Below are 18,495 nucleotides of genomic sequence, written 5' to 3'. Positions count from 1 at the left end.
GTGTCGTCCCCACAGTCCACGCAAGATCGACGCGGCAGGGCGAGGCAGGGCGCGGCGCGCGCGGCGGGGCGGGGCGCGGGGTGGGTCAGGCGAGGGGGCCGGTTTGGGACTCGATGGTGGTGCGGAGGTCGGGGCCGGAGATCACGGCGCGGACCTGCTCCAGGACGGGGGCGAGGAAGACGTCGGGGCCCGGCTCGCCGGCGATGGGGGTGAGCATGGCGACGGCGGCCTGTCCGGCGGGGGAGGGGGTCAGCGGGGCGCGCAGCTGCAGACCGCGGACGGCGGCGAGCAGCTCGACGGCGAGCAGGCTGGTCAGGTTGTCCAGGACGGTGCGCAGCTTCTTGGCGGCGGCCCAGCCCATGCTGACGTGGTCCTCCTGCATGCCGGAGGTCGGGATGCTGTCGACGCTGGCGGGGGAGGCCAGGCGGCGGTTCTCCGCGACGATGCCGGCGGCGGTGTACTGGGCGATCATCAGACCCGAGTTGACGCCCGCGTCGGGGCTCAGGAACGGCGGTAGGTCGCGGGAGCGGCAGACGTCGAGCAGGCGGTCCACCCGGCGCTCGCTGATGGAGCCGATCTCGGCGGCGGCGATGGCCAGGAAGTCGGCGGCGAAGCCGAGCGGCGCGCCGTGGAAGTTGCCGGTCGACTCGACCCGGCCGTCGGGCAGCACCACCGGGTTGTCGGCGAGGCTGACCAGCTCCCGGGCGGCGACGGTGCGGGCGAACTCCAGGGTGTCGCGGGCGGCGCCGGCGACCTGCGGGGCGCAGCGCATCGAGTACGCGTCCTGCACCGCGTGGGCCATGTCGTCGCGGTGGCTGTCCATGATGGAGGAGTTCTGCAGCAGCCGGTACATGTTGGCGGCGCTGGCGCCCTGGCCGGGGTGCGGGCGGATCTCGTGGATGGACGGGTGGAACGGCCGGTCGGTGCCGAGCATCGCCTCGATGGACAGGGACGCCGTCACGTCGGCCATGGTGCACAGGTGGCCGAAGTCGTCGCAGGCCAGCAGCAGCATGGCCAGCATGCCGTCGGTGCCGTTGATCAGCGCCAGGCCCTCCTTGGAGCTGAGCGCGATCGGGGCGAGCCCGGCCGCGTGCAGCGCGTCCTCCGCGGCGACGCGCGCGCCGTCCTTGCCCAGCACCCAGCCCTCGCCCATCAGCACCAGCGCGCAGTGCGCCAGCGGGGCCAGGTCCCCGGACGCGCCGAGCGAGCCGTGCTCGGGCACCCACGGGGTGATGTCGTGGTTGAGCAGGTCGACGAGCGCCTGCGCGATCAGCGGGCGGACGCCGGAGTGGCCGAGCGCCAGCGAGCGCACGCGCAGCAGCATCATGGCGCGGACGACCTCGCGGGGCATGGGCGCGCCGATGCCGGAGGCGTGCGAGCGGATCAGCGCGTGCTGCAGCTCGGCCCGGCGCTCGGGCGCGATGAACGTGTTAGCCAGGGCGCCGAAGCCGGTGGAGACGCCATACACGGGGCGGCCGTCGCGCTCGATGTCATCGACGATGGCGCGGCTGGCCTGCATGGCCGCGATCGCGGCGTCGCTGATGGCGACCCGCGCGTCGGCGCGGGCCACCGCGGCGACGTCGCCGGGGGCGATGCCGGTGGGTTCGACGATGACGGTCATGAGAGCACTCCCTTGTGCGGAGATTCCGGTTGGTGCGAAGCCCGCGGGTTAAGAAGGTGCCCTTCCTCTACGCATAGCGTTAACAAGGTGCCCTTCCTTACCACGGTGCTGATCAGCGGCACGCCGGGCCGGTAGGCCAGGTGCAGGTGAGAGGGCGCGTCCAGGACGATCAGGTCCGCGGACGCGCCGAGGCCGAGGTGGCCGAGGTCGGGGCGGCGCAGCGCGCGTGCGCCACCGGCGGTGGCGGCCCAGACCGCCTCGGTGGGGGTCATCTTCATGTCCCGCACCGCCAGGGCGATGCAGAAGGGCATGGACGAGGTGTACGACGAGCCGGGGTTGCAGTCGGTGGCCAGCGCGACGGTGACTCCGGCGGCGAGCAGGCGGCGGGCGTCGGGCCAGGGCGCGCGGGTGGAGAACTCGGCGCCGGGCAGCAGGGTGGCGACGGTTTTCGAGTCGGCGAGGGCGTCGACGTCGGCGCCGGACAGGTGGGTGCAGTGGTCGGCGCTGGCGCAGTCCAGCTCGACGGCGAGCTGCACGCCGCCGCCCATGGTGAGCTGGTTGGCGTGGATGCGGGGGCGCAGCCCGGCGGCGATGCCCGCCTGGAGCACCCGGCGCGACTCGGCGACGTCGAACGCGCCGCGCTCGCAGAACACGTCCACCCAGCCGGCGTACTTCGCGCAGGCGTCGAGCATCGGGCCGGTCACCAGGTCGACGTAGCCGTCGGCGGCGTCGGCGGGCTTGACGTGCGCGCCGAGGAAGGTGACCTCGTCGCTGAACTCGGCGGCGATGCGCACCGAGCGGGCCTCGTCGAGCGTGCTGAGGCCGTACCCACTCTTGATCTCGATGGTGGTGGTGCCCTGCCGCAGCGCCTCGCCGACCAGGCGGGCCACGTTGGCGCGCAGCTGGTCGTCGGTGGCGGCGCGGGTGGCGGCCACCGTGGTGCGGATGCCGCCGCCGGTGTACGGCTCCCCGGCCATGCGCGCCGCGAACTCCGGCGCCCGGTCCCCGGCGAACACCAGGTGGCTGTGGCTGTCCACGAAGCCGGGCAGCACGGCCGCGCCGCGTACGTCCAGGCGCTCGTCGGCGGCGGGCGCACCGGCGGCCGGGCCGACCCACTCCACCCGGTCGCCGACCACGACCGCGGCGTCGCGCAGCACGCCCAGCTCCGGGTCGTTGGTGGTCAGCTCGCCGATGTTGGTGATCAGAAGAGACACGTGATCGCCTCCTGCAGTTCGCGGGCCACGTCCACGGAGACGTGCCGCCCGTCGCGGACGATCTCCCGGCCGTCGGCCAGCACGTGGGTGATGTCGGCGGCGCCCGCGGCGAACAGCACGCCCTCGGGGTCGATCCCGGCGGTGCGCGGGCTGTCCAGCGCCACCGTCACCAGGTCGGCCCGCGCGCCCACCTCGATCCGCCCCGCGTCGGGCCAGCCCAGGCTGGTGTGGCCGGTGGCCGTCGCGGCGGCCCGCAGCTCGGCGGCCGTGAAGTGCCCGCGCTGCTCGGTGGCGAGGCGCTCGTGCAGCTCCAGGGCCCGCGACTCCTCGAAGAAGTCTATGACCGCGTGGCTGTCGCTGCCCAAGGTCAGCCGGGTGCCCGCGTCGGCCAGCGCCCGCGCCGGCCCGATGCCGTCGCCCAGGTCCCGCTCGGTCGTCGGGCAGAAGCAGGCGTACGACGCCGACAGCAGCGCCATGTCGTTGTGCGTCAGGTGCGTCGCGTGCACCGCCGTGAACGTCTCGTGCACCGCTCCGAAGTCCGCCAGCACCTCGGTCGGCGTACGCCCGTGCTCGGCCAGGCACGCCTCGTTCTCGGCGCGCTGCTCGGACACGTGCGCGTGCAGCGGCCGCCCCGCCGCCCACGCCGCCACGGTCGACATCTGCGCCGGCGGCACCGCCCGCACCGAGTGGATCGCCGCCCCCACCAGCAGGTGCGGCTGCTCGGCCAGCGCGTCCACCCGCTCGGCCCACCGCAGCGCGTCACCGTCGCCGAACCGCAGCTGCGGCCCTTCGAGGGGCTTGCCGTCCACCGACGCGGTCAGATACAGCGTGTCCAGCAGCGTGATCCGCACCCCCGCGTCCTTCGCGGCGGCCACCAGCGCCTCACCCATCGCGTTCGGGTTCGCGTAAGCAACCCCACCCGGCCCGTGATGCAGATAGTGGAACTCACCCACCGACGTGATCCCCGCCAGCGCCATCTCCCCGTACACCCCGCGCGCCAGCCGGTGGTACGAGTCCGGATCCAGCGCCCCCGCCACCCGGTACATCTGCTCCCGCCAGGTCCAGAAGCTCCCCCGGTCCCCATGGGTCCGCCCCCGCAGGGCGCGGTGGAACGCGTGAGAGTGCGCATTGGCGAACCCCGGCATCGTCAACCCCGCCCGGTACACCACCACCCCACCACCCCGCCCGCCCCCACCGGGTTGATCTTGCGTGGACTGTGGGTGCGACACGCCCTTATCGGGCATATCCCTAACACTTCGCGCAAGATCGACGCGATCTTGGGCGGCGGACGGGGTCACCCGGGTCAGGCGGCCCGCGCGGATTTCGAGGACCACGTCGGGGAGCACCCCGTCGGGGAGCCAGGCGTACTGGCAGTGGATCAGCACGCGAGCTCCTCCAGGACCTTGGCCAGGGCCTCGATGCCGGATTCGCAGTCGGGGTCGGTCGCGTGTTCGGCGGGGGAGTGGGAGACGCCGGTGGGGTTGCGGACGAAGAGCATCGCCGTCGGTACGAACGCGCTGAGCACGCCCGCGTCGTGGCCCGCGCCGGTGGGCAGGATCGGGGCGTCGTCGAGCAGCTTGGCGAGGCGGTCGCGCAGGCCGGCGTGGAACTCCGTCTCGGGGGAGACCGACTCGGCGGTCAGGGTGACCGAGGTGCCGTCCTCCAGCGCCCGGCTCTGGGCGCGCAGGTGCACCGCCGCGACGACGTGCTCGACCGTCTCCGTGCTGTCGGCGCGGGCGTCGAGCCAGGCGCTGACCTTGCCGGGGATGGCGTTGGTGGCGTTCGGGTAGACCTGCACCCGGCCGACGGTGGCGTGCGCGCCCAGGCGCCGCGCCTCCTCGTTGGCGGCCAGCACGGTCGCCGCGAAGGTCAGCATCGGGTCGCGCCGGTCGGCCATCAGGGTCGTGCCGGCGTGGTTGGCCTCGCCGTGGAAGTCCAGCCGCCACCGGCCGTGCGGCCAGATCGCGCTGGCCACGCCGACGGCCCGGTCCACGTCGAGCAGGGCACGGCCCTGCTCGACGTGCAGCTCCACGTAGCAGCCGATCCGGCCGAGCAGGTCCGGCCGGGCCCCGGCGGGGCCGTGACCCAGCGTCTGCCGCATGGCCTCGGCCAGGGTCACCCCGTCGCGGTCGGTCAGCGCCGCCGCGGCGGCCGGGTCGACCGCGCCCGCGAGCAGGCGCGAGCCGAGGCAGGCCAGCCCGAACCGGGAGCCCTCCTCCTCGGCGAAGACCGCGATCCCGATCGGCCGGACGGGCGTCAGCCCGCGCTCCCGCAGCAGGTCGACCGCCAGCAGCGAGCTGACCACGCCGAGCGGGCCGTCGTACGCCCCGCCGTGCGGCACCGAGTCCAGGTGCGAGCCGGTCAGCACCGCGTCCCCCGCCGACGGGTCACCCCACCAGGCGAACACGTTGCCGTTGCCGTCCTCCTCGACCACGAGGTCCCGGGCGTGGGCCTGGTCCACGAACCAGGCCCGCAGCTCCTGCTCCGCCGGGGCGTACGCGTACCGCAGGTACCCACCCGTCTCCGGGTCCCGCCCGACGGGGGCCAGCTGCGCCCAGATCTGCGCGAACGTGCTCATGACTCGCGCATCGGGACGCGGACGCCGCGCTCGGCGGCGACCTCGGCGGCGAGGTCGTAGCCCGCGTCGACGTGGCGGATGACGCCCATGCCGGGGTCGTTGGTGAGCACGCGCTCGATCTTCTGCGCGGCCAGCGTGGTGCCGTCGGCGACGGTGACCTGCCCGGCGTGGATGGAGCGACCGATGCCGACGCCGCCGCCGTGGTGGATGGAGACCCACGACGCGCCGGAGGCGGTGTTGACCAGGGCGTTGAGCAGCGGCCAGTCGGCGATCGCGTCGGAGCCGTCGAGCATCGCCTCGGTCTCCCGGTAGGGCGACGCGACGCTGCCGCAGTCGAGGTGGTCGCGGCCGATCACGATCGGGGCCTTCAGCGTGCCGTCGGCGACCATCTCGTTGAACCGGACGCCCGCCTTGTCGCGCTCGCCGTAGCCGAGCCAGCAGATCCGCGCGGGCAGGCCCTGGAACGCGACCTTCTCCTGCGCCATCCTGATCCAGCGCGCCAGCGACTCGTTCTGCGGGAACAGGTCCAGCACGGCCTTGTCGGTGGCGGCGATGTCGGCCGGGTCGCCGGACAGCGCGGCCCAGCGGAAGGGTCCCTTGCCCTCGTTGAACAGCGGCCGGATGTACGCGGGCACGAAGCCCGGGAACGCGAACGCGCGGTCGTACCCGCCGAGCTGGGCCTCGCCGCGGATCGAGTTGCCGTAGTCGAACACCTCGGCGCCCGCGTCCATGAACCCGACCATGGCCTCGACGTGCTTGGCCATCGCCGCGCGGGCCCGCTCGGTGAACTCCTCCGGCTTGTCGGCCGCGAAGGTCTGCCACTCCTCCACCGAGACGCCCTCGGGCAGGTACGACAGCGGGTCGTGCGCGCTGGTCTGGTCGGTCACGATGTCGATGGCGACGCCGCGGCGCAGCAGCTCCGGGAAGACGGTCGCGGCGTTGCCGACCACGCCGACCGACAGCGGGCGGCGCTCGGCCTTGGCGGCCAGCGCCAGCTCGATGCCGTGGTCCAGCGAGTCGGCGACCACGTCGAGGTAGCGGGTCTGCACGCGCCGGTCCAGCCGGGTCTTGTCGACGTCCACGATCAGGCAGGCGCCGCCGTTCATGGTGACGGCGAGCGGCTGCGCGCCGCCCATGCCGCCGCACCCGCCGGTCAGCGTCAGCGTGCCCTCCAGCGAGCCACCGAACTTCTTGCCCGCCACGGCCGCGAAGGTCTCGTAGGTGCCCTGCAGGATGCCCTGGGTGCCGATGTAGATCCAGGACCCGGCGGTCATCTGGCCGTACATGGTCAGGCCGAGCTGCTCCAGGCGGCGGAACTCCGGCCAGGTGGCCCAGTCGCCGACCAGGTTGGAGTTGGCCAGCAGCACGCGCGGGGCCCACTCGTGGGTGCGGAACACGCCGACCGGGCGGCCCGACTGGACCAGCATGGTCTCGTCGTCCTTGAGCGTGGTCAGGGTGCGGATCAGCGCGTGGAAGCTCGGCCAGTCGCGGGCCGCCTTGCCGGTGCCGCCGTACACCACCAGGTCCTGCGGGCGCTCGGCGACGTCCGGGTCGAGGTTGTTGCACAGCATCCGGATCGCGGCCTCCTGCGCCCAGCCCTGCGCGGTGCGGGTGGTTCCGGTGGCGGCGCGGATGATCTGGTCCATCGTTCCCCTCAATCCCTGCTCTGCTTAATCAATGAACACGCTGCGGCGGGTGGCCGAGCTCTCGAAGTGTTCGAGCCGGCGCTGGGTGGCCGCCGGATCGACGTCGCTGATGGCCTGCAGCAGCACCATGGTCAGCACCATCGGCGCGGTGTGCAGGTCGAACACGAGCTGGGAGCCGACCGCGGCGGTGAGCGTCACGTCGGCGAGGTCGGCGGCCGGGCTGACCGGCGAGTCGGTCACCACGACCACCTTCAGGCCCAGGGTGCGCGCCTCGGTGAGGGCGTCGCGCAGCTCCCGCGGGTAGCGGGGCAGCGCGTACGCCAGCACGGCGCGGGCGCCGGAGTCGGCGGCCTGTTCGAGGCGCTCGGCGAGCAGGCTGCCGCCCGCGTCCAGCACCCGCACCTCGGGGTGGATCTTGGCGGCGAAGTAGCCGAAGTAGCCCGCGAGCGGGGCTGCGGCGCGCAGGCCCACCACGGGCAGCGGGCGGCTGGCGGCCAGCAGGCCCGCCGCGGCGTGCACGGCGGCCGGGTCGGCGAGGTGGTCGGCCAGCCGGTTCAGGTTGGCCATCTCGTCGCGTACGGCGCGCTGCAGGTCGTTGTCGCCCTCGCCGGCGGGCGTGGCGCGCTGCCCGGCGGTCAGCTCGCGCAGCCGGCGGCGCAGCGCCGGGTAGCCGTCGAAGCCGAGCGCCATCGCGAACCGGGTCACCGACGGCTGGCTGACCTGGGCCAGGTCGGCGACCTCGGCGGCGGACAGGTAGGCGACGGTGTCGGCGTGGTGCACCAGCTCGCGGGCGATGCGCCGCTGGGTCGGCGTGAGCCGCGCACCCTGCACCAGAGCGCGTACCCCGGCCGTGGCCCCGCCGGGCGCCTCGGATGTTGACACCACATTCACACGGACACTGTATGCAAACTTTCATTCAGCGACAATCTCGGGTCTGTCCCGGGAGCGGCCGGACATGATAGAACTCGCAGACGCATTCATGTTCGCCGTGGAAGGTGCGCCTCATGCCCGACCGCAAGACTCGGATCAGGCGTGCCGTGTCGCGCAGCCCACTGGCCCCGCTGGCCGCGCTGCCCGTCCGGCTGGCCCGCGTGGCCCGCCACGACGCGAAGGTGCTGCGCGAGTCGGCGCGCTGGCTGGTGACCTCCCGCGAGCACCACAACTACACCTATGACCTGACCAAGCTGAACCTGGAGCACCTGGCCTGGTTCGTCAGCGTCGTCGCCGAGGTGCCGGTGGCCGACGTGCGCGGCTGGATCGCCGAGATCGAGTCCGACACCGCGCTGCGCGAGCACATCATGCGGACCACCGCGGGCGCCGCCCGCCGCGGCCTGGCCGACAAGCACGTGCGCTACGCCCGCCGCCTCGGCTGGTACGCCCTGATCCGCGCCCGCAAGCCGCAGCACGTGGTGGAGACCGGCGTGGACAAGGGTTTGGGCACCTGCGTGATCGCCGCGGCCCTGCTGCGCAACGCCGCCGAGGGGCACCCCGGCCGGGTCACCTCGCTGGACATCAACCCCGAGGCGGGCTACCTGGCCAAGGCCCAGCCCTGGGCGGACGTGGTGGACCTGGTCATCGGCGACTCGATCGCCTCGATCGGCGCGCTGGACCGCCCGGTCGACATGTTCCTGCACGACAGCGACCACAGCGCCGCGCACGAGCAGCGCGAGTTCACCGCGATCGAGCCGCGGCTGGCCGACGGCGCGCTGCTGCTCACCGACAACGTCACCTACTCGACGGTGCTGCTCAAGCACGCCGAGAAGACCGGCCGCCGCTTCCTGGCCTTCAAGGAGCAGCCCCTCAAGCACTGGTATCCCGGCGACGGCATCGGAGCCGCCTGGCGCTGAGCGTCGGCGCTTCCGGTGCCGCCGGGCGCCGGGCGTCGGGGCTGCCTGGCGCCCACGCGCGCTGGTAGTTTCACGTCATGCGAGTCGCTGCGCTGCACACGTACCCGGTCAAGGGCTGCCGCAGGCTGGACCACCGGTCGGCGACCGTCGAGCCGTGGGGGCTGGCCGGTGACCGCCGCTGGATGATCATCGATCCGGACGGCAAGGAGGTCACCCAGCGCGAGGTGGCCCGGCTGGCGCTGCTGCGCGTGCTGCCGGTCGGGAACGGGCTGCAGCTGTCCTTCCCCGACACCGCGCCGCTGCTGGTCGAGCAGCCCGAGCCCGACCCGGCGGTGCTGTCCACGCTGTGGGGCCGGCCGCTGCCGGCCACCGCGGCCGGTCCCGCCGCCGACGCGCTGCTCAGCAAGGAGCTCGGCCGCGACGTGCGCCTGGTCTGGATGGACGACCCGGCCACCCGCCGCCCCGTGCCCGAGCCCGAGCTCAACCTGCCGACCGACCGCGTCTCGTACGCCGACGGCTACCCCCTGCTGCTGGCCAACACCGCCTCGCTGGACCGGCTCAACGACTGGATCTTCGAGGGCGGCTCCGACGAGGGCCCGCTGCCGATGGCCAGGTTCCGCCCCAACGTGGTGATCGAGGGCACCGTGCCGTTCGCCGAGGACGGGTTCATCGGGCGGCGGCTGCGCATCGGCGACGTCGTCTTCCGGGTGCCGAGCGCGTGCGGCCGGTGCGTGGTCACCACCACCGACCAGGAGACCGGCGAGCGCGGCCACGAGCCGCTGCGCAGCCTGGCCCGCTACCGCAACGTGAACCAGAAGCTGCTGTTCGGCGTGAACCTCGTGCCGCACACGGTCGGCGAGATCAGGGTCGGCGACCCGGTCCAGCTCAGCTGAGGTCGAGCCACATCACGATCTCGTCGCGGTCGTCGCCGGGCGCCATCCGCAGCGCGCCGGGCAGCCGCCCGACCTCCTTGTAGCCCAGCGGCGCGTAGAACCGCTCCAGCCCGAGCCCGCCGCGCACCGTGATGTGCAGGCCCTCCAGGCCCAGCCCCCGGCCGACCCGCTCGGCCTCGCGCATCAGCGCCGCGCCCTCACCCCGGCCCTGCCGCCGCGGGTGCACCATCACCCGCCCGACCGTGCGCCAGTGCGCCGACAGCGCGAACCGCCTGCTCACCAGGATCGCCATCGCCGCCGCGACACCGTCCTCGTCGTACCCGACGAGCAGCCGGTCGATCCCCGCGTCGATGCCCTCGAACGTCCGCCGCGCCACCGGCTCGACCTGCTCCCGGCTCACCTGCCCGGTGAAGCCCACCGCCCCGCCCGCGTTGGACACGTCGGTCCACAGCCCGACGATCTGCTCCCGCAGCTCCGGCGTCAGCTCCGGGTCCAGCTCAAACCGCATGGTCCGATCCTAGGCCCGCCCCCGACCCCGAAAGGAAGGGCACCTTCTTAACGCTATGCGTATAAGAAGGTGCCCTTCCTAACTCAGACCGTGCTCAGCTCAGTGCCCGAGCAGGTGCCTCAGCGAGCGCTTGACCAGGTCGTCGCGCTGCGCCGGGGTGAGGCCCTCGGCGCCGAAGCCGGTGAAGACCGTGTCCCGGGTGGTCACGATCGACCCCTCCTCGAACGCCTGCTGGCTGCGTACCCAGTTGTTGCTGGGGCTCGGCGAGCCCGCCGCGGTGCCGACGGTCCAGCCGCCCAGCCCGTCCTCGAACGAGGTCTGCGTGACGACCGCGCCGTTCGCGCTGACCGACACGTCGTCGAGGAACACGCCCAGGCCCTGGGTGCCCCAGTCGGACAGGTACGAGATCGACACCTCGACCTGCTGGCCCGCGTACGGCGTCAGGTCGTAGGCCAGCTCCGTCCAGCCCCCGGAGGGGCCGGTCAGTGCGTGCCAGGCGCCCGTGGTGCCGGTCGGCGAGCAGTCCGCGCCCTGGTAGTGCGCCACGGCGGGGTGGATGTCGACCCAGCCCGAGGCGCAGCTGTCACCGGTCTCCTGCGTGGTGTGCCCGTCCTTGTCGGCTAGCGTCGTCCAGGTGTCCGTGCCGGCCGGGCGCGCCTCCACGACGAAGAAGTCCCAGTTCGGCTCGGTGTCGAACGACGACCAGAAGCGCAGCTCACCGGAGGTGGCCGAGCTCAGGTCGACGGTGCGCGACAGCCGCTTGAACGACTGGTCCGACCGGTCGCTGTAGAGGTACCAGTCGCCGGTGCGGGGGTCGAACGGCGCCGCGCCCGGCCGCAGCCAGTCACCCGGTGCGGAGCTGGCGAACTGCGGGAACTGCGCCGGCGGCAGGAAGCTGGACGTGGTCAGGAACGACGCGGTGTGCGTCTGGTTCCCGGCCGAGCCGGCCCCGTTCAGCGTGCCCGCGAACCCGTTGAACGAGCCCGCCGAGCCGCCCACCGGGAACGGCGCGCCGTCCGGGTCGGAGCCGCCGCCGCTGACGTAGTTGTACGCGCCCAGGTAGTACTGCAGGAAGTCGTTCAGCACCGGCAGGCACGGGTACTCCCGCACGGTGCACTCCGGCGCGGCCGGCACGTCCGGGTGGTAGAAGTACGACCCGTCCGCCGACTGCGCGAACAGCGCGTTCTGGCCCGTGAGCAGCAGCTTGCCGCCCTCGTTGAGGTAGTCGCGCACGGACAGCTCGATGTCCAGCGCCGCCTTGGCGGTGGTGCCGCCGGGCTGGCCGTTGGCCCGCAGGATGATGTCGTCGCCGGTCTCCCAGACGATCGCCTTGTAGTGCGACAGCACGCCCAGGTGGTGCGGCGCCTTGCGGCCCTGGGTGTCGAAGTCGTACACGTCGCTGGAGTAGCCGGCCGCGCTCAGCGAGGCGGCGTAGTCCGCGGCGTACTTCGCCGAGGTCACGCCCTGCGCCGGGCTGACGCCCGTGACGTCCTCCGCGGCCAGGATGAGCACCTTGCCGCCGATGTCGTCGTGCACCCGGTAGGTGAAGTGGTCACTGGTCACCGCGCCGAACCGGCCCGGCGTCACCGAGAACCCGCTGAACCACACCTCGACCTGGTCACCGGCCTTGGTGCCGGTCACCTTGCCGCGGTACTCGGCGTAGTAGTCGTCGTTCTCGTCGCCGTAGCGCTCGCCGCCCTGCCACTCCTTCACGGAGCCGGACTTCACGCTGCCGCCGTTGACCTTCCAGTGCACCTTCACGTTCTTCAGCGAGCGCCGGATGATCGCGGCGACCGGCTGGGTGCGGCCGTACGACACGTCGAAGGCGTCCACCACGAAGTGCGGCGAGGTGTGGCCCAGCACCGAGACCGGGTTGTCCGGCTGCGCCGCGGACTTCGCCAGCGACAGCGCGAACGGGATGTTCTTGGCGAACTCGGCCTGGATCAGCTCCTCGTCGTCCGGGAAGTTGAACCCGCTGGCGCAGTCCTCGGCGACCCACTCGTCGTCGGGGATCGAGTTGGACACCGTCTCGCACGTGGTCATCTCGGGGGTGAAGCCGAGCGTGCCGTACTTGGCGGTCATGTGCGTGTCGGTGTCGCCGTTGGTGGTGTAGAGCTCCGCCGAGATGTCCGGGTCGTAGCCGGGGATCGCCGAGTTCGCGTCGTCGCCGGCCAGCGTCGTGTAGATGACGTCATCCGGTGTCGGCGTGCTGACCTGCCAGCCCGCGCCGTAGAGCAGCAGCTCCGCGGCCGAGTGGTAGTTCACGAAGAACTCCGGGCGCACCTTCTTGAAGAACCCGTCCAGCGCCTTGCTCTCCGGCTCCGAGTTCGGGCCCGGGCCGCGGTACGTCTCGCTGGCGGGGTCGGGCGAGGAGCCCTCGTTGTCGTACCCCCACTTGGTGGCGTAGTTGCGGTTCGGGTCCACGCCGTCGCCGGGCGCGATGGTGCCGTCACCGTTGTTGTCGCGCAGGTTCTTGCGCCACAGCCGGTTGTCCGCGGTGAAGGTGAAGTCGTAGCCGTCCGGGTTCACCACCGGGAAGAAGTACATCTCCCGCGTGTTGACCAGGTTCGTCAGCTCAGGGTTGCTGCCGTACCCGTCGATGTAGTGGTGCAGCAGCCGGCGCACCATCTCCGGCGTGATCCACTCGCGGGCGTGCTGGGCGCCGATGTAGACCACCGCCGGGCGCAGGCCGTCGGGCAGCAGGCGCGCCGAGCGGGTCAGCTTGATGCCCTTGATCGGCTTGCCCTGGGTGGTGTGCCCGATGGTGAGCAGCTTGGTGATCGACGGGTTGTCCGCGGCGATCTTCTCCAGCTCCTCGCGCAGGCCGCCGGCCTCGCTGTACGACCGGTACACGGTGTTGCCGGCCAGCGCCTGCTTGCGCAGCGCGTCCGAGGCCTTCTGGCCCTTGATCATCTTCACCGACAGCGTCACGCCGCGGCTCGCCAGCCGAGACGCCTCCACCTCGGACAGCACCGCCTCGACCCGGACCTTGCCGGCTCCGGCGGGCGCGGTCCGCACATCCTCGTGGTCGAGTCCGATCCCGCGGAACTCCTCCACCTGACTCTGTTCGATCACTCCCACGTACACGTCGAGCGGGTTCCTGGCCCGCTCACCGTCGCCGGCGGGTCTCGCGCTCGCCGGCGCGACCAGCGCGATCGCGCCGACCATGCCGAGGCACACCGCCATGACTCGAAGTTTCCCCACTGCCCCTCCTGGGTGTCGAAGGACTCGCGCCCCGAGCCTTTCTGAACATCATTAAATGTGTCAATAGACTTAGGGTGTTGCGGACAGCGCCCGAATGGAATGTCACCGGTGAGGGGCAGACTGGTGGACAGGGCGCCGGGCCCAGGCTAAGGCGGGTCCGGCCGGGAGCGGGGGAGGCGCGATGGCCACGGTCGAGCAGGTGCGGCAGGTCGCGCTGGCACTGCCCCGGGCATACGAGGCACTGGTGCGCGACCGGGTGAAGTTCCGCGTGGGGCGGATCGTCTTCGCGGCGCTGTCCGCCGACGAGACGGTGCTGGGGTTCGGCTACCCCAAGGAGGCCCCGACGGGCTGGTCGCGGCCGAGCCGGCGAAGTTCTTCCTGCCCCGCGAGTCCGACCTGCGCTACCACTGGGTGCAGGCGCACCTGGCCGCGCTGGACGAGGACGAGCTGCGCGAGCTGGTCACCGACGCCTGGCGGATGTGCGTCCCGAAACGCGTCGCCGCCGCGCACCTGACTGGTCGTTGATGCGCCGGCCGTGGCGCCGGCACGCGGAGACCCCCGCGCAGGTGCTCGCGATCGTGGCCGCGGCCCGGCCGCGCACCCTGATCCTCGACGTCGAGCCGTTCGTGGTGCGCTGGGAGCAGGACGACGACGCCTGGCAGCGCCGCGCGGCCGAGGTCGCCGACGCGATAGCCGGGATCGGCGGGGTGGAGGCGCTGGTCTACGCGTCGAACTCCACCCGCGCGCTGGCCCTGCCCGACCGCGCCACCGGGCCCGCGGTCCGCGCCGTGCCGGGCGCGGGCAAGCCGTGGCGCCGCCGCGCCTACCGCGACCTGCCGCGCCCGCTCGTGGTGATCGGCGACCAGGTGCTGACCGACGGCCTGCTCGCGTGGCTGCTGTCCGCCCCGTTCGTCCAGTACCGGCCTGCCGGGCGGCGCCCGTGGTGGCCGAGCATCCAACATGTACTGGGTGTCCCGGTGGGTGTCCTAGCTTTCCGCCGTGTGCCACATTGATGACCGTGGCCCGTGTGATGGTAGGCACCACCGAGAACGTCGCTGATCAGGCCCGGCTCGCGGTGCTGATCAGTGACTACGAGATGGCCCGCGAAGACGAGCGCACCCACATCGCCACCATGGCCGCGATGATCGGTGTGGCGGTCGGCCTCGCCACGGCCCTGGTGGCCGTCGTCAGCCAGGCGTGCCCTTTGGTCGACCTCCCGCTTGGCGAGGCGGAGCCCACCGACTGCGTGAATGTGAAGCCCTTGCTGCTGGCGGCGGCGCCGCTGCCGACGCTGGCCGCGCTGGCGTTCATGCAGATGATCGGCATCACCGCGACCCTGCGCTCCTACTACATGCGGGCGATCGAGACCGAGCTGCAACGCCACGCACCCGGCCGGCTGCAGGAACTGCCGGGGATCCCGCCCGCCAGCTACATCGGGATCATGTCTGACCTGGTGAGCCTACGCCGGGGCAGGCTGGGCTACCGGCTGCTGTCGCTGCTGCTCTACATCTGCGTGGTGCTGGTCTACGGCGGGCTCGCGCTCTACGTCGCCCTGCTTGTCCCGTGGCCGTACCGGGTCGGCATGATCTTCTTTTACGGACTGTTCGCGGTGCTTTTCAGCGTGGAGGTGTTCGCCACCACGGTCGCCGGCAAGTCGATGTTCCTGAAGATGGTCGAGAAGTACGCCGACCACCCGGATCGCCGCCTCATCCCCCGCCAGCGGCGCGAGTCGCGTACGGGCCGCCGGTTGTGGTCCTACCTGCTGGTGCCGCGCCCCCAGGACTGGATCAAGTGGATCATCGTGCCGGTCGTGTTCGGCCTGCTGCTGGCGGCGGGCGTCGCGCAGCCGGACCGTCCGCCGCTGCTCACCGCCGTACTTCTCTGGTTCGTGCTGGAATGGCTGGTCTACCCGGCGCGCTACCAGTGGAACGACATCGTCGGCCTGGCCGACGACGTGGCGCACCCGGCGGCCGCCGGGCGGCTGCGGCTGCCCGGCCGGACGAAGCAGGAGCTGCGCCGCTCCGTGGCCTGGTCGTGGAGCGTGCTGCTGGTCCGGGTCGCGCTCGCGTTCGGGCTGGGTGCCTGGCTCGGGCAGACCGTCGCGGTGGCCTGGTTCACCGCCGCCGTCTTCGGCATCGCGCTGCTCTACGAGTTCCTGCGCGGACGCCCCGCGGCGGCCCGCGCCGAGGTCACCACCCCGGTCGTCGTGGCGCTGTGGGTGATGATCGGCCTCGGGTACGTGCTGCGCGTGGCCGTGGCCTGCCGGCTGCTCGGATTCGCGCTCGACGACGTGCGGGTCTGGCTCGTCGCGGTGCCCTTCGGCGCCTTCGGGATCATGTTCGTGACGATGACCTGGGCGCTGGAGGCGACCAGCTTCTGCCGGCCGGCCGGACCCGAGCTGCAGTACGCCCCCCTGCTGCGGCAGAAGCCGCACATCGCGGCGCTGCTGCCGTATCTCGGCCGGCCGGTCGCCGAGGGCCGGCATGATGCCGCACACGCGACCTGCGGCGTCGACAAGATGCTGGAGGACCGCGGCCGCCTGGTGACCCCGTGGAATCTCGCGGCGGTCGCCGCGTTGCTGCCGGCCGGGCCGTTGAGTCTGCTCATGGCCACCGGAGGGACGGCGCTGCCGCTGACCGATCCGCGGTTGGGGTGGACCTGCCTGATCCTGTCGGCGGGCGCGGCCGGGCTGCTGCTCGCCCGGCGGACCGCGCGGAGGTCGCCTGTCGACGGGGCGACGAAGCCGGCCTTCGTGCCGGCGACCGCATGGCGTGCGGTCGTGGTCGCGGTCGTCGCGATCCTGCTGGCGGGAGCGATGTACCGCTTCGACCTGCGCCCGCTGTTCGGGGTCGTGCCCTGGCTGGTCTTCGCCGGCTTCTACACGGGCTTCCGCACGCAGTCCTACCGCGATCTGCAGTACGGGCTGAAGAACGCGATCACCGCGCTGGGCATGGCGCTGGCCAAGGCCGGTGACCTGCTGCTCGTCGTCCTGGTGGGCCGCCGCACGGCGCATCTGCTCCGCGACGGCCGGCCCGGAGTCGATCCCGTGGTGCCGGACGGTCCGGAGGCCGGCGAACCGGCCGCCACCGGCCGTGGGACCGGGGATGAGCCGCCGGAGCGGGGGTGAGTAGGGCCGGCGGGATTCGAACCCGCACTGGCGCGGACCTAAACCGCGTGCCTCTGCCGTTGGGCTACGGCCCCAGGAGCATCAGTTGCTGCCACATTGTTGCTCATCAGCGGCGGCGGCCGCGATCCAGGGGCCGGTGCCGCGGGGTCAGTCGAGCTTGAGGTCCCGGCGCAGCTTGGCGACGTGGCCGGTGGCCTTGACGTTGTAGAAGGCGTGCTCGACCTGCCCCTTCTCGTCGATGACGAAGGTGGACCGGATCACGCCCTGCACGACCTTGCCGTAGTTCTTCTTCTCGCCGAACGCGCCGTACGCGGTGAGCACGGCCTTGTCCTGGTCGCTGACGAGCGGGAAGGTGATCGCGTCGCGCTCGACGAACTTGGCGAGCTTCGCCGGGGCGTCGGGGGAGATGCCGATCACCGCGTACCCCTTGGCGGTCAGCGAGGCGAGCGAGTCGCGGAAATCGCAGGCCTGGGTGGTGCAGCCAGGGGTCATCGCGGCCGGGTACGCGTACAGGATGACCTTCCTGCCGCGCAGGTCCGCCAGGCTCAGCGTGCCGCCGTCGGCGGTGGGCAGGGTGAAGTCGGGGGCGGTGTCCCCAGGCGCGAGTCGTACGTTCTCCGTCACACCGAACACCCTATCCACGCGCCCCGCGCCGCCCGCCCGAGGTCACCCGACTTGCCTGGCACACGGGCGTGTCTTGCGCCCGCGTACGCCCAGGTGCCGGGCAAGTCGGTCGATGAACGCCGGGGAGGGCTTATTGCAAGTAGTTTGCAACAACCCTAGGCTGGCTGAGTGAACATCGCGATGCACATCTCGAACGGCATCATCGGCGGGCCGGTGTCGCTCGCCTACGGCGTGGTCGCCGTCGTCCTGCTCGCGTTCTGCCTGGCCAAGGCGCGGCAGGACCTCAACGAGCGGCTCGCCCCGATGGCCGGCCTGGTGGCGGCCTTCATCTTCGCCGTGCAGATGCTCAACTTCCCGGTGCTGCCCGGCGTCAGCGGCCACCTGCTCGGCGGCGCCCTCGCCGCGGCGCTGGTCGGCCCGTGGGTCGGCGCCCTCTGCGTCTCCGTGGTGCTGATCGTGCAGGCGCTGATCTTCGCCGACGGCGGGGTGAGCGCGCTGGGCCTGAACATCTCGAACATGGCGCTGCTCGGCACGGCCGTCGGCTACCTGGTGCTGGTCGCGCTGATGAAGCTGCTCCCGCGCACCGCGGCCGGCGTCGGCCTGGCCGTCTTCTTCGCCTCGGTGCTGTCCGTCGTGCTGGCCTCGCAGGGCTTCGTGCTCCAGTTCCTTCTCGGCGGCGACGTCCCGCTGACCATCGGGTACGGCGAGATCTCGGCGACCATGGCCGGGGTGCACGCGCTGATCGGCGTCGGCGAGGGCCTCATCGCGGCGGTCACCGTCACCACGGTGGCGAAGGTGCGCCCCGACCTGGTGTACGCGTTGCACGGCAACCGCCTCGACCAGCCCGCCACCGGCGGCCTGCCCACCCGCACGTTCGTGCTCGGCGGCCTGGCGGTCGCCGCGGTGCTGGCCGGCGGCGTCAGCTACCTCGCCTCCGGCGAGCCGGACGGGCTCGACGCGACCACGCTGACCGGCTGCACCGTCGACGCCGACGGCGTGATCACCGGTGGCAGCTGCATCGCGCAGCAGGCGCAGGACCACGAGCTCGGCGGGTCGATCCTCGCCGACTACGGCATCACCGGCCTCGACGGCGCGACCGGCCTGGCCGGGCTCATCGGCGTCGCGCTGACCTTCGCCGTCGGACTGGCGATCTTCTGGGCCGCCCGCCGTCGCCGCGCCGCCGCGGCCGCGCCGCAGCAGGCCCCGGACGCCGTGCCGGCGGAGAAGTAGTCC

Annotated in this window: 14 protein-coding genes, 1 tRNA gene and 1 pseudogene; 6 read left to right on the top strand and 10 right to left on the bottom strand. The window is 72.4% G+C overall.

The features are described 5' to 3' along the window. Positions 1 to 85: 85 nt before the first annotated feature. From hutH to AB0J67_RS18375, 6 genes are read right to left on the bottom strand one after another with little or no spacing between them, the layout of a single operon-like run. Positions 86 to 1,621, bottom strand: a complete 1,536-nt coding sequence (gene hutH / locus AB0J67_RS18400) for a histidine ammonia-lyase (RefSeq protein WP_363483701.1) — start codon at positions 1,619 to 1,621, stop codon at positions 86 to 88. After that, positions 1,618 to 2,835, bottom strand: coding sequence for an imidazolonepropionase (hutI, locus tag AB0J67_RS18395; protein ID WP_363483698.1), 1,218 nt, complete (start codon positions 2,833 to 2,835; stop codon positions 1,618 to 1,620). Before hutI ends, hutH begins: the two co-directional genes overlap by 4 nt. Next, positions 2,823 to 4,220, bottom strand: coding sequence for a formimidoylglutamate deiminase (locus AB0J67_RS18390; protein WP_363483695.1), 1,398 nt, complete (start codon positions 4,218 to 4,220; stop codon positions 2,823 to 2,825). Before AB0J67_RS18390 ends, hutI begins: the two co-directional genes overlap by 13 nt. Then, the gene (locus AB0J67_RS18385; RefSeq protein WP_363483692.1) at positions 4,214 to 5,413 is read right to left on the bottom strand and encodes an allantoate amidohydrolase; all 1,200 of its coding nucleotides are present in this window, start codon (positions 5,411 to 5,413) and stop codon (positions 4,214 to 4,216) included. The genes AB0J67_RS18390 and AB0J67_RS18385 overlap by 7 nt, the downstream gene beginning before the upstream one ends. Next, on the bottom strand, positions 5,410 to 7,059 hold the full coding sequence (gene hutU / locus AB0J67_RS18380; RefSeq protein ID WP_363483689.1) for a urocanate hydratase: 1,650 nt from the start codon (positions 7,057 to 7,059) through the stop codon (positions 5,410 to 5,412). Before hutU ends, AB0J67_RS18385 begins: the two co-directional genes overlap by 4 nt. Positions 7,060 to 7,083: 24 nt before the next feature. After that, positions 7,084 to 7,941 carry a MurR/RpiR family transcriptional regulator gene (locus AB0J67_RS18375; protein WP_363483749.1) on the bottom strand — a complete coding sequence of 286 codons (858 nt, stop codon included), beginning with the start codon at positions 7,939 to 7,941 and terminating at the stop codon, positions 7,084 to 7,086. A 122-nt stretch (positions 7,942 to 8,063) separates the two neighbouring features. On the opposite strand from AB0J67_RS18375, the gene AB0J67_RS18370 reads away from it, so the two are divergent. Together AB0J67_RS18370 and AB0J67_RS18365 are read left to right on the top strand one after the other, a co-directional pair. Further along, the gene (locus AB0J67_RS18370) at positions 8,064 to 8,906 is read left to right on the top strand and encodes a class I SAM-dependent methyltransferase (RefSeq protein WP_363483686.1); all 843 of its coding nucleotides are present in this window, start codon (positions 8,064 to 8,066) and stop codon (positions 8,904 to 8,906) included. 77 nt (positions 8,907 to 8,983) lie between these two features. Continuing rightward, the gene (locus AB0J67_RS18365; RefSeq protein ID WP_363483683.1) at positions 8,984 to 9,799 is read left to right on the top strand and encodes an MOSC N-terminal beta barrel domain-containing protein; all 816 of its coding nucleotides are present in this window, start codon (positions 8,984 to 8,986) and stop codon (positions 9,797 to 9,799) included. Here AB0J67_RS18365 and AB0J67_RS18360 read toward each other — a convergent pair. Both AB0J67_RS18360 and AB0J67_RS18355 read right to left on the bottom strand, forming a co-directional pair. Then, the gene (locus tag AB0J67_RS18360; RefSeq protein WP_363483680.1) at positions 9,792 to 10,307 is read right to left on the bottom strand and encodes a GNAT family N-acetyltransferase; all 516 of its coding nucleotides are present in this window, start codon (positions 10,305 to 10,307) and stop codon (positions 9,792 to 9,794) included. The genes AB0J67_RS18365 and AB0J67_RS18360 overlap by 8 nt on opposite strands. A gap of 99 nt (positions 10,308 to 10,406) precedes the next feature. After that, positions 10,407 to 13,493: a M14 family zinc carboxypeptidase gene (locus AB0J67_RS18355; protein WP_363483746.1), complete on the bottom strand. Its 3,087-nt coding sequence runs from the start codon at positions 13,491 to 13,493 to the stop codon at positions 10,407 to 10,409. Between the two features lie 542 nt (positions 13,494 to 14,035). On the opposite strand from AB0J67_RS18355, the gene AB0J67_RS18350 reads away from it, so the two are divergent. Beyond that, positions 14,036 to 14,524 carry a hypothetical protein gene (locus tag AB0J67_RS18350; protein WP_363483677.1) on the top strand — a complete coding sequence of 163 codons (489 nt, stop codon included), beginning with the start codon at positions 14,036 to 14,038 and terminating at the stop codon, positions 14,522 to 14,524. Positions 14,525 to 14,529: 5 nt separating this feature from the next. Then, positions 14,530 to 16,638, top strand: coding sequence for a hypothetical protein (locus tag AB0J67_RS18345; protein ID WP_363483674.1), 2,109 nt, complete (start codon positions 14,530 to 14,532; stop codon positions 16,636 to 16,638). Position 16,639: 1 nt separating this feature from the next. Here the strand turns inward: AB0J67_RS18345 and AB0J67_RS18340 are convergent. Both AB0J67_RS18340 and bcp read right to left on the bottom strand, forming a co-directional pair. Continuing rightward, a tRNA-Leu gene (locus AB0J67_RS18340) sits at positions 16,640 to 16,712 on the bottom strand. Between the two features lie 73 nt (positions 16,713 to 16,785). Continuing rightward, entirely contained in the window at positions 16,786 to 17,262 is a 477-nt protein-coding gene (bcp, locus tag AB0J67_RS18335; protein WP_363483671.1) for a thioredoxin-dependent thiol peroxidase, read from the bottom strand. A gap of 180 nt (positions 17,263 to 17,442) precedes the next feature. Between bcp and AB0J67_RS18330 the strand changes: the two are divergent. Both AB0J67_RS18330 and AB0J67_RS18325 read left to right on the top strand, forming a co-directional pair. Next, positions 17,443 to 18,084: pseudogene (locus AB0J67_RS18330) on the top strand (energy-coupling factor ABC transporter permease); the annotation flags it as partial. Then, positions 18,058 to 18,492, top strand: coding sequence for a PDGLE domain-containing protein (locus AB0J67_RS18325; RefSeq protein WP_363483743.1), 435 nt, complete (start codon positions 18,058 to 18,060; stop codon positions 18,490 to 18,492). The pseudogene AB0J67_RS18330 and the gene AB0J67_RS18325, both read left to right, overlap by 27 nt. Positions 18,493 to 18,495 lie beyond the last annotated feature (3 nt).

This window comes from Catellatospora sp. NPDC049609, assembly GCF_040675365.1.
GTDB lineage: Bacteria > Actinomycetota > Actinomycetes > Mycobacteriales > Micromonosporaceae > Catellatospora.
The sequence above is the reverse complement of the archived record's forward strand: the minus strand, read 5'-3'. Positions and strand labels throughout refer to the sequence as shown.

What these genes read in the sequence shown, in the direction of transcription:
- hutH (WP_363483701.1), bottom strand. Translation starts at nt 1,621, where the DNA reads ATGACCGTCATCGTCGAACCCACCGGCATCGCCCCCGGCGACGTCGCC.
- AB0J67_RS18385 (WP_363483692.1), bottom strand. Translation starts at nt 5,413, where the DNA reads ATGAGCACGTTCGCGCAGATCTGGGCGCAGCTGGCCCCCGTCGGGCGG.
- hutU (WP_363483689.1), bottom strand. Translation starts at nt 7,059, where the DNA reads ATGGACCAGATCATCCGCGCCGCCACCGGAACCACCCGCACCGCGCAG.
- AB0J67_RS18370 (WP_363483686.1), top strand. Translation starts at nt 8,064, where the DNA reads ATGCCCGACCGCAAGACTCGGATCAGGCGTGCCGTGTCGCGCAGCCCA.
- AB0J67_RS18365 (WP_363483683.1), top strand. Translation starts at nt 8,984, where the DNA reads ATGCGAGTCGCTGCGCTGCACACGTACCCGGTCAAGGGCTGCCGCAGG.
- AB0J67_RS18360 (WP_363483680.1), bottom strand. Translation starts at nt 10,307, where the DNA reads ATGCGGTTTGAGCTGGACCCGGAGCTGACGCCGGAGCTGCGGGAGCAG.
- AB0J67_RS18355 (WP_363483746.1), bottom strand. Translation starts at nt 13,493, where the DNA reads ATGGCGGTGTGCCTCGGCATGGTCGGCGCGATCGCGCTGGTCGCGCCG.
- AB0J67_RS18350 (WP_363483677.1), top strand. Translation starts at nt 14,036, where the DNA reads ATGCGCCGGCCGTGGCGCCGGCACGCGGAGACCCCCGCGCAGGTGCTC.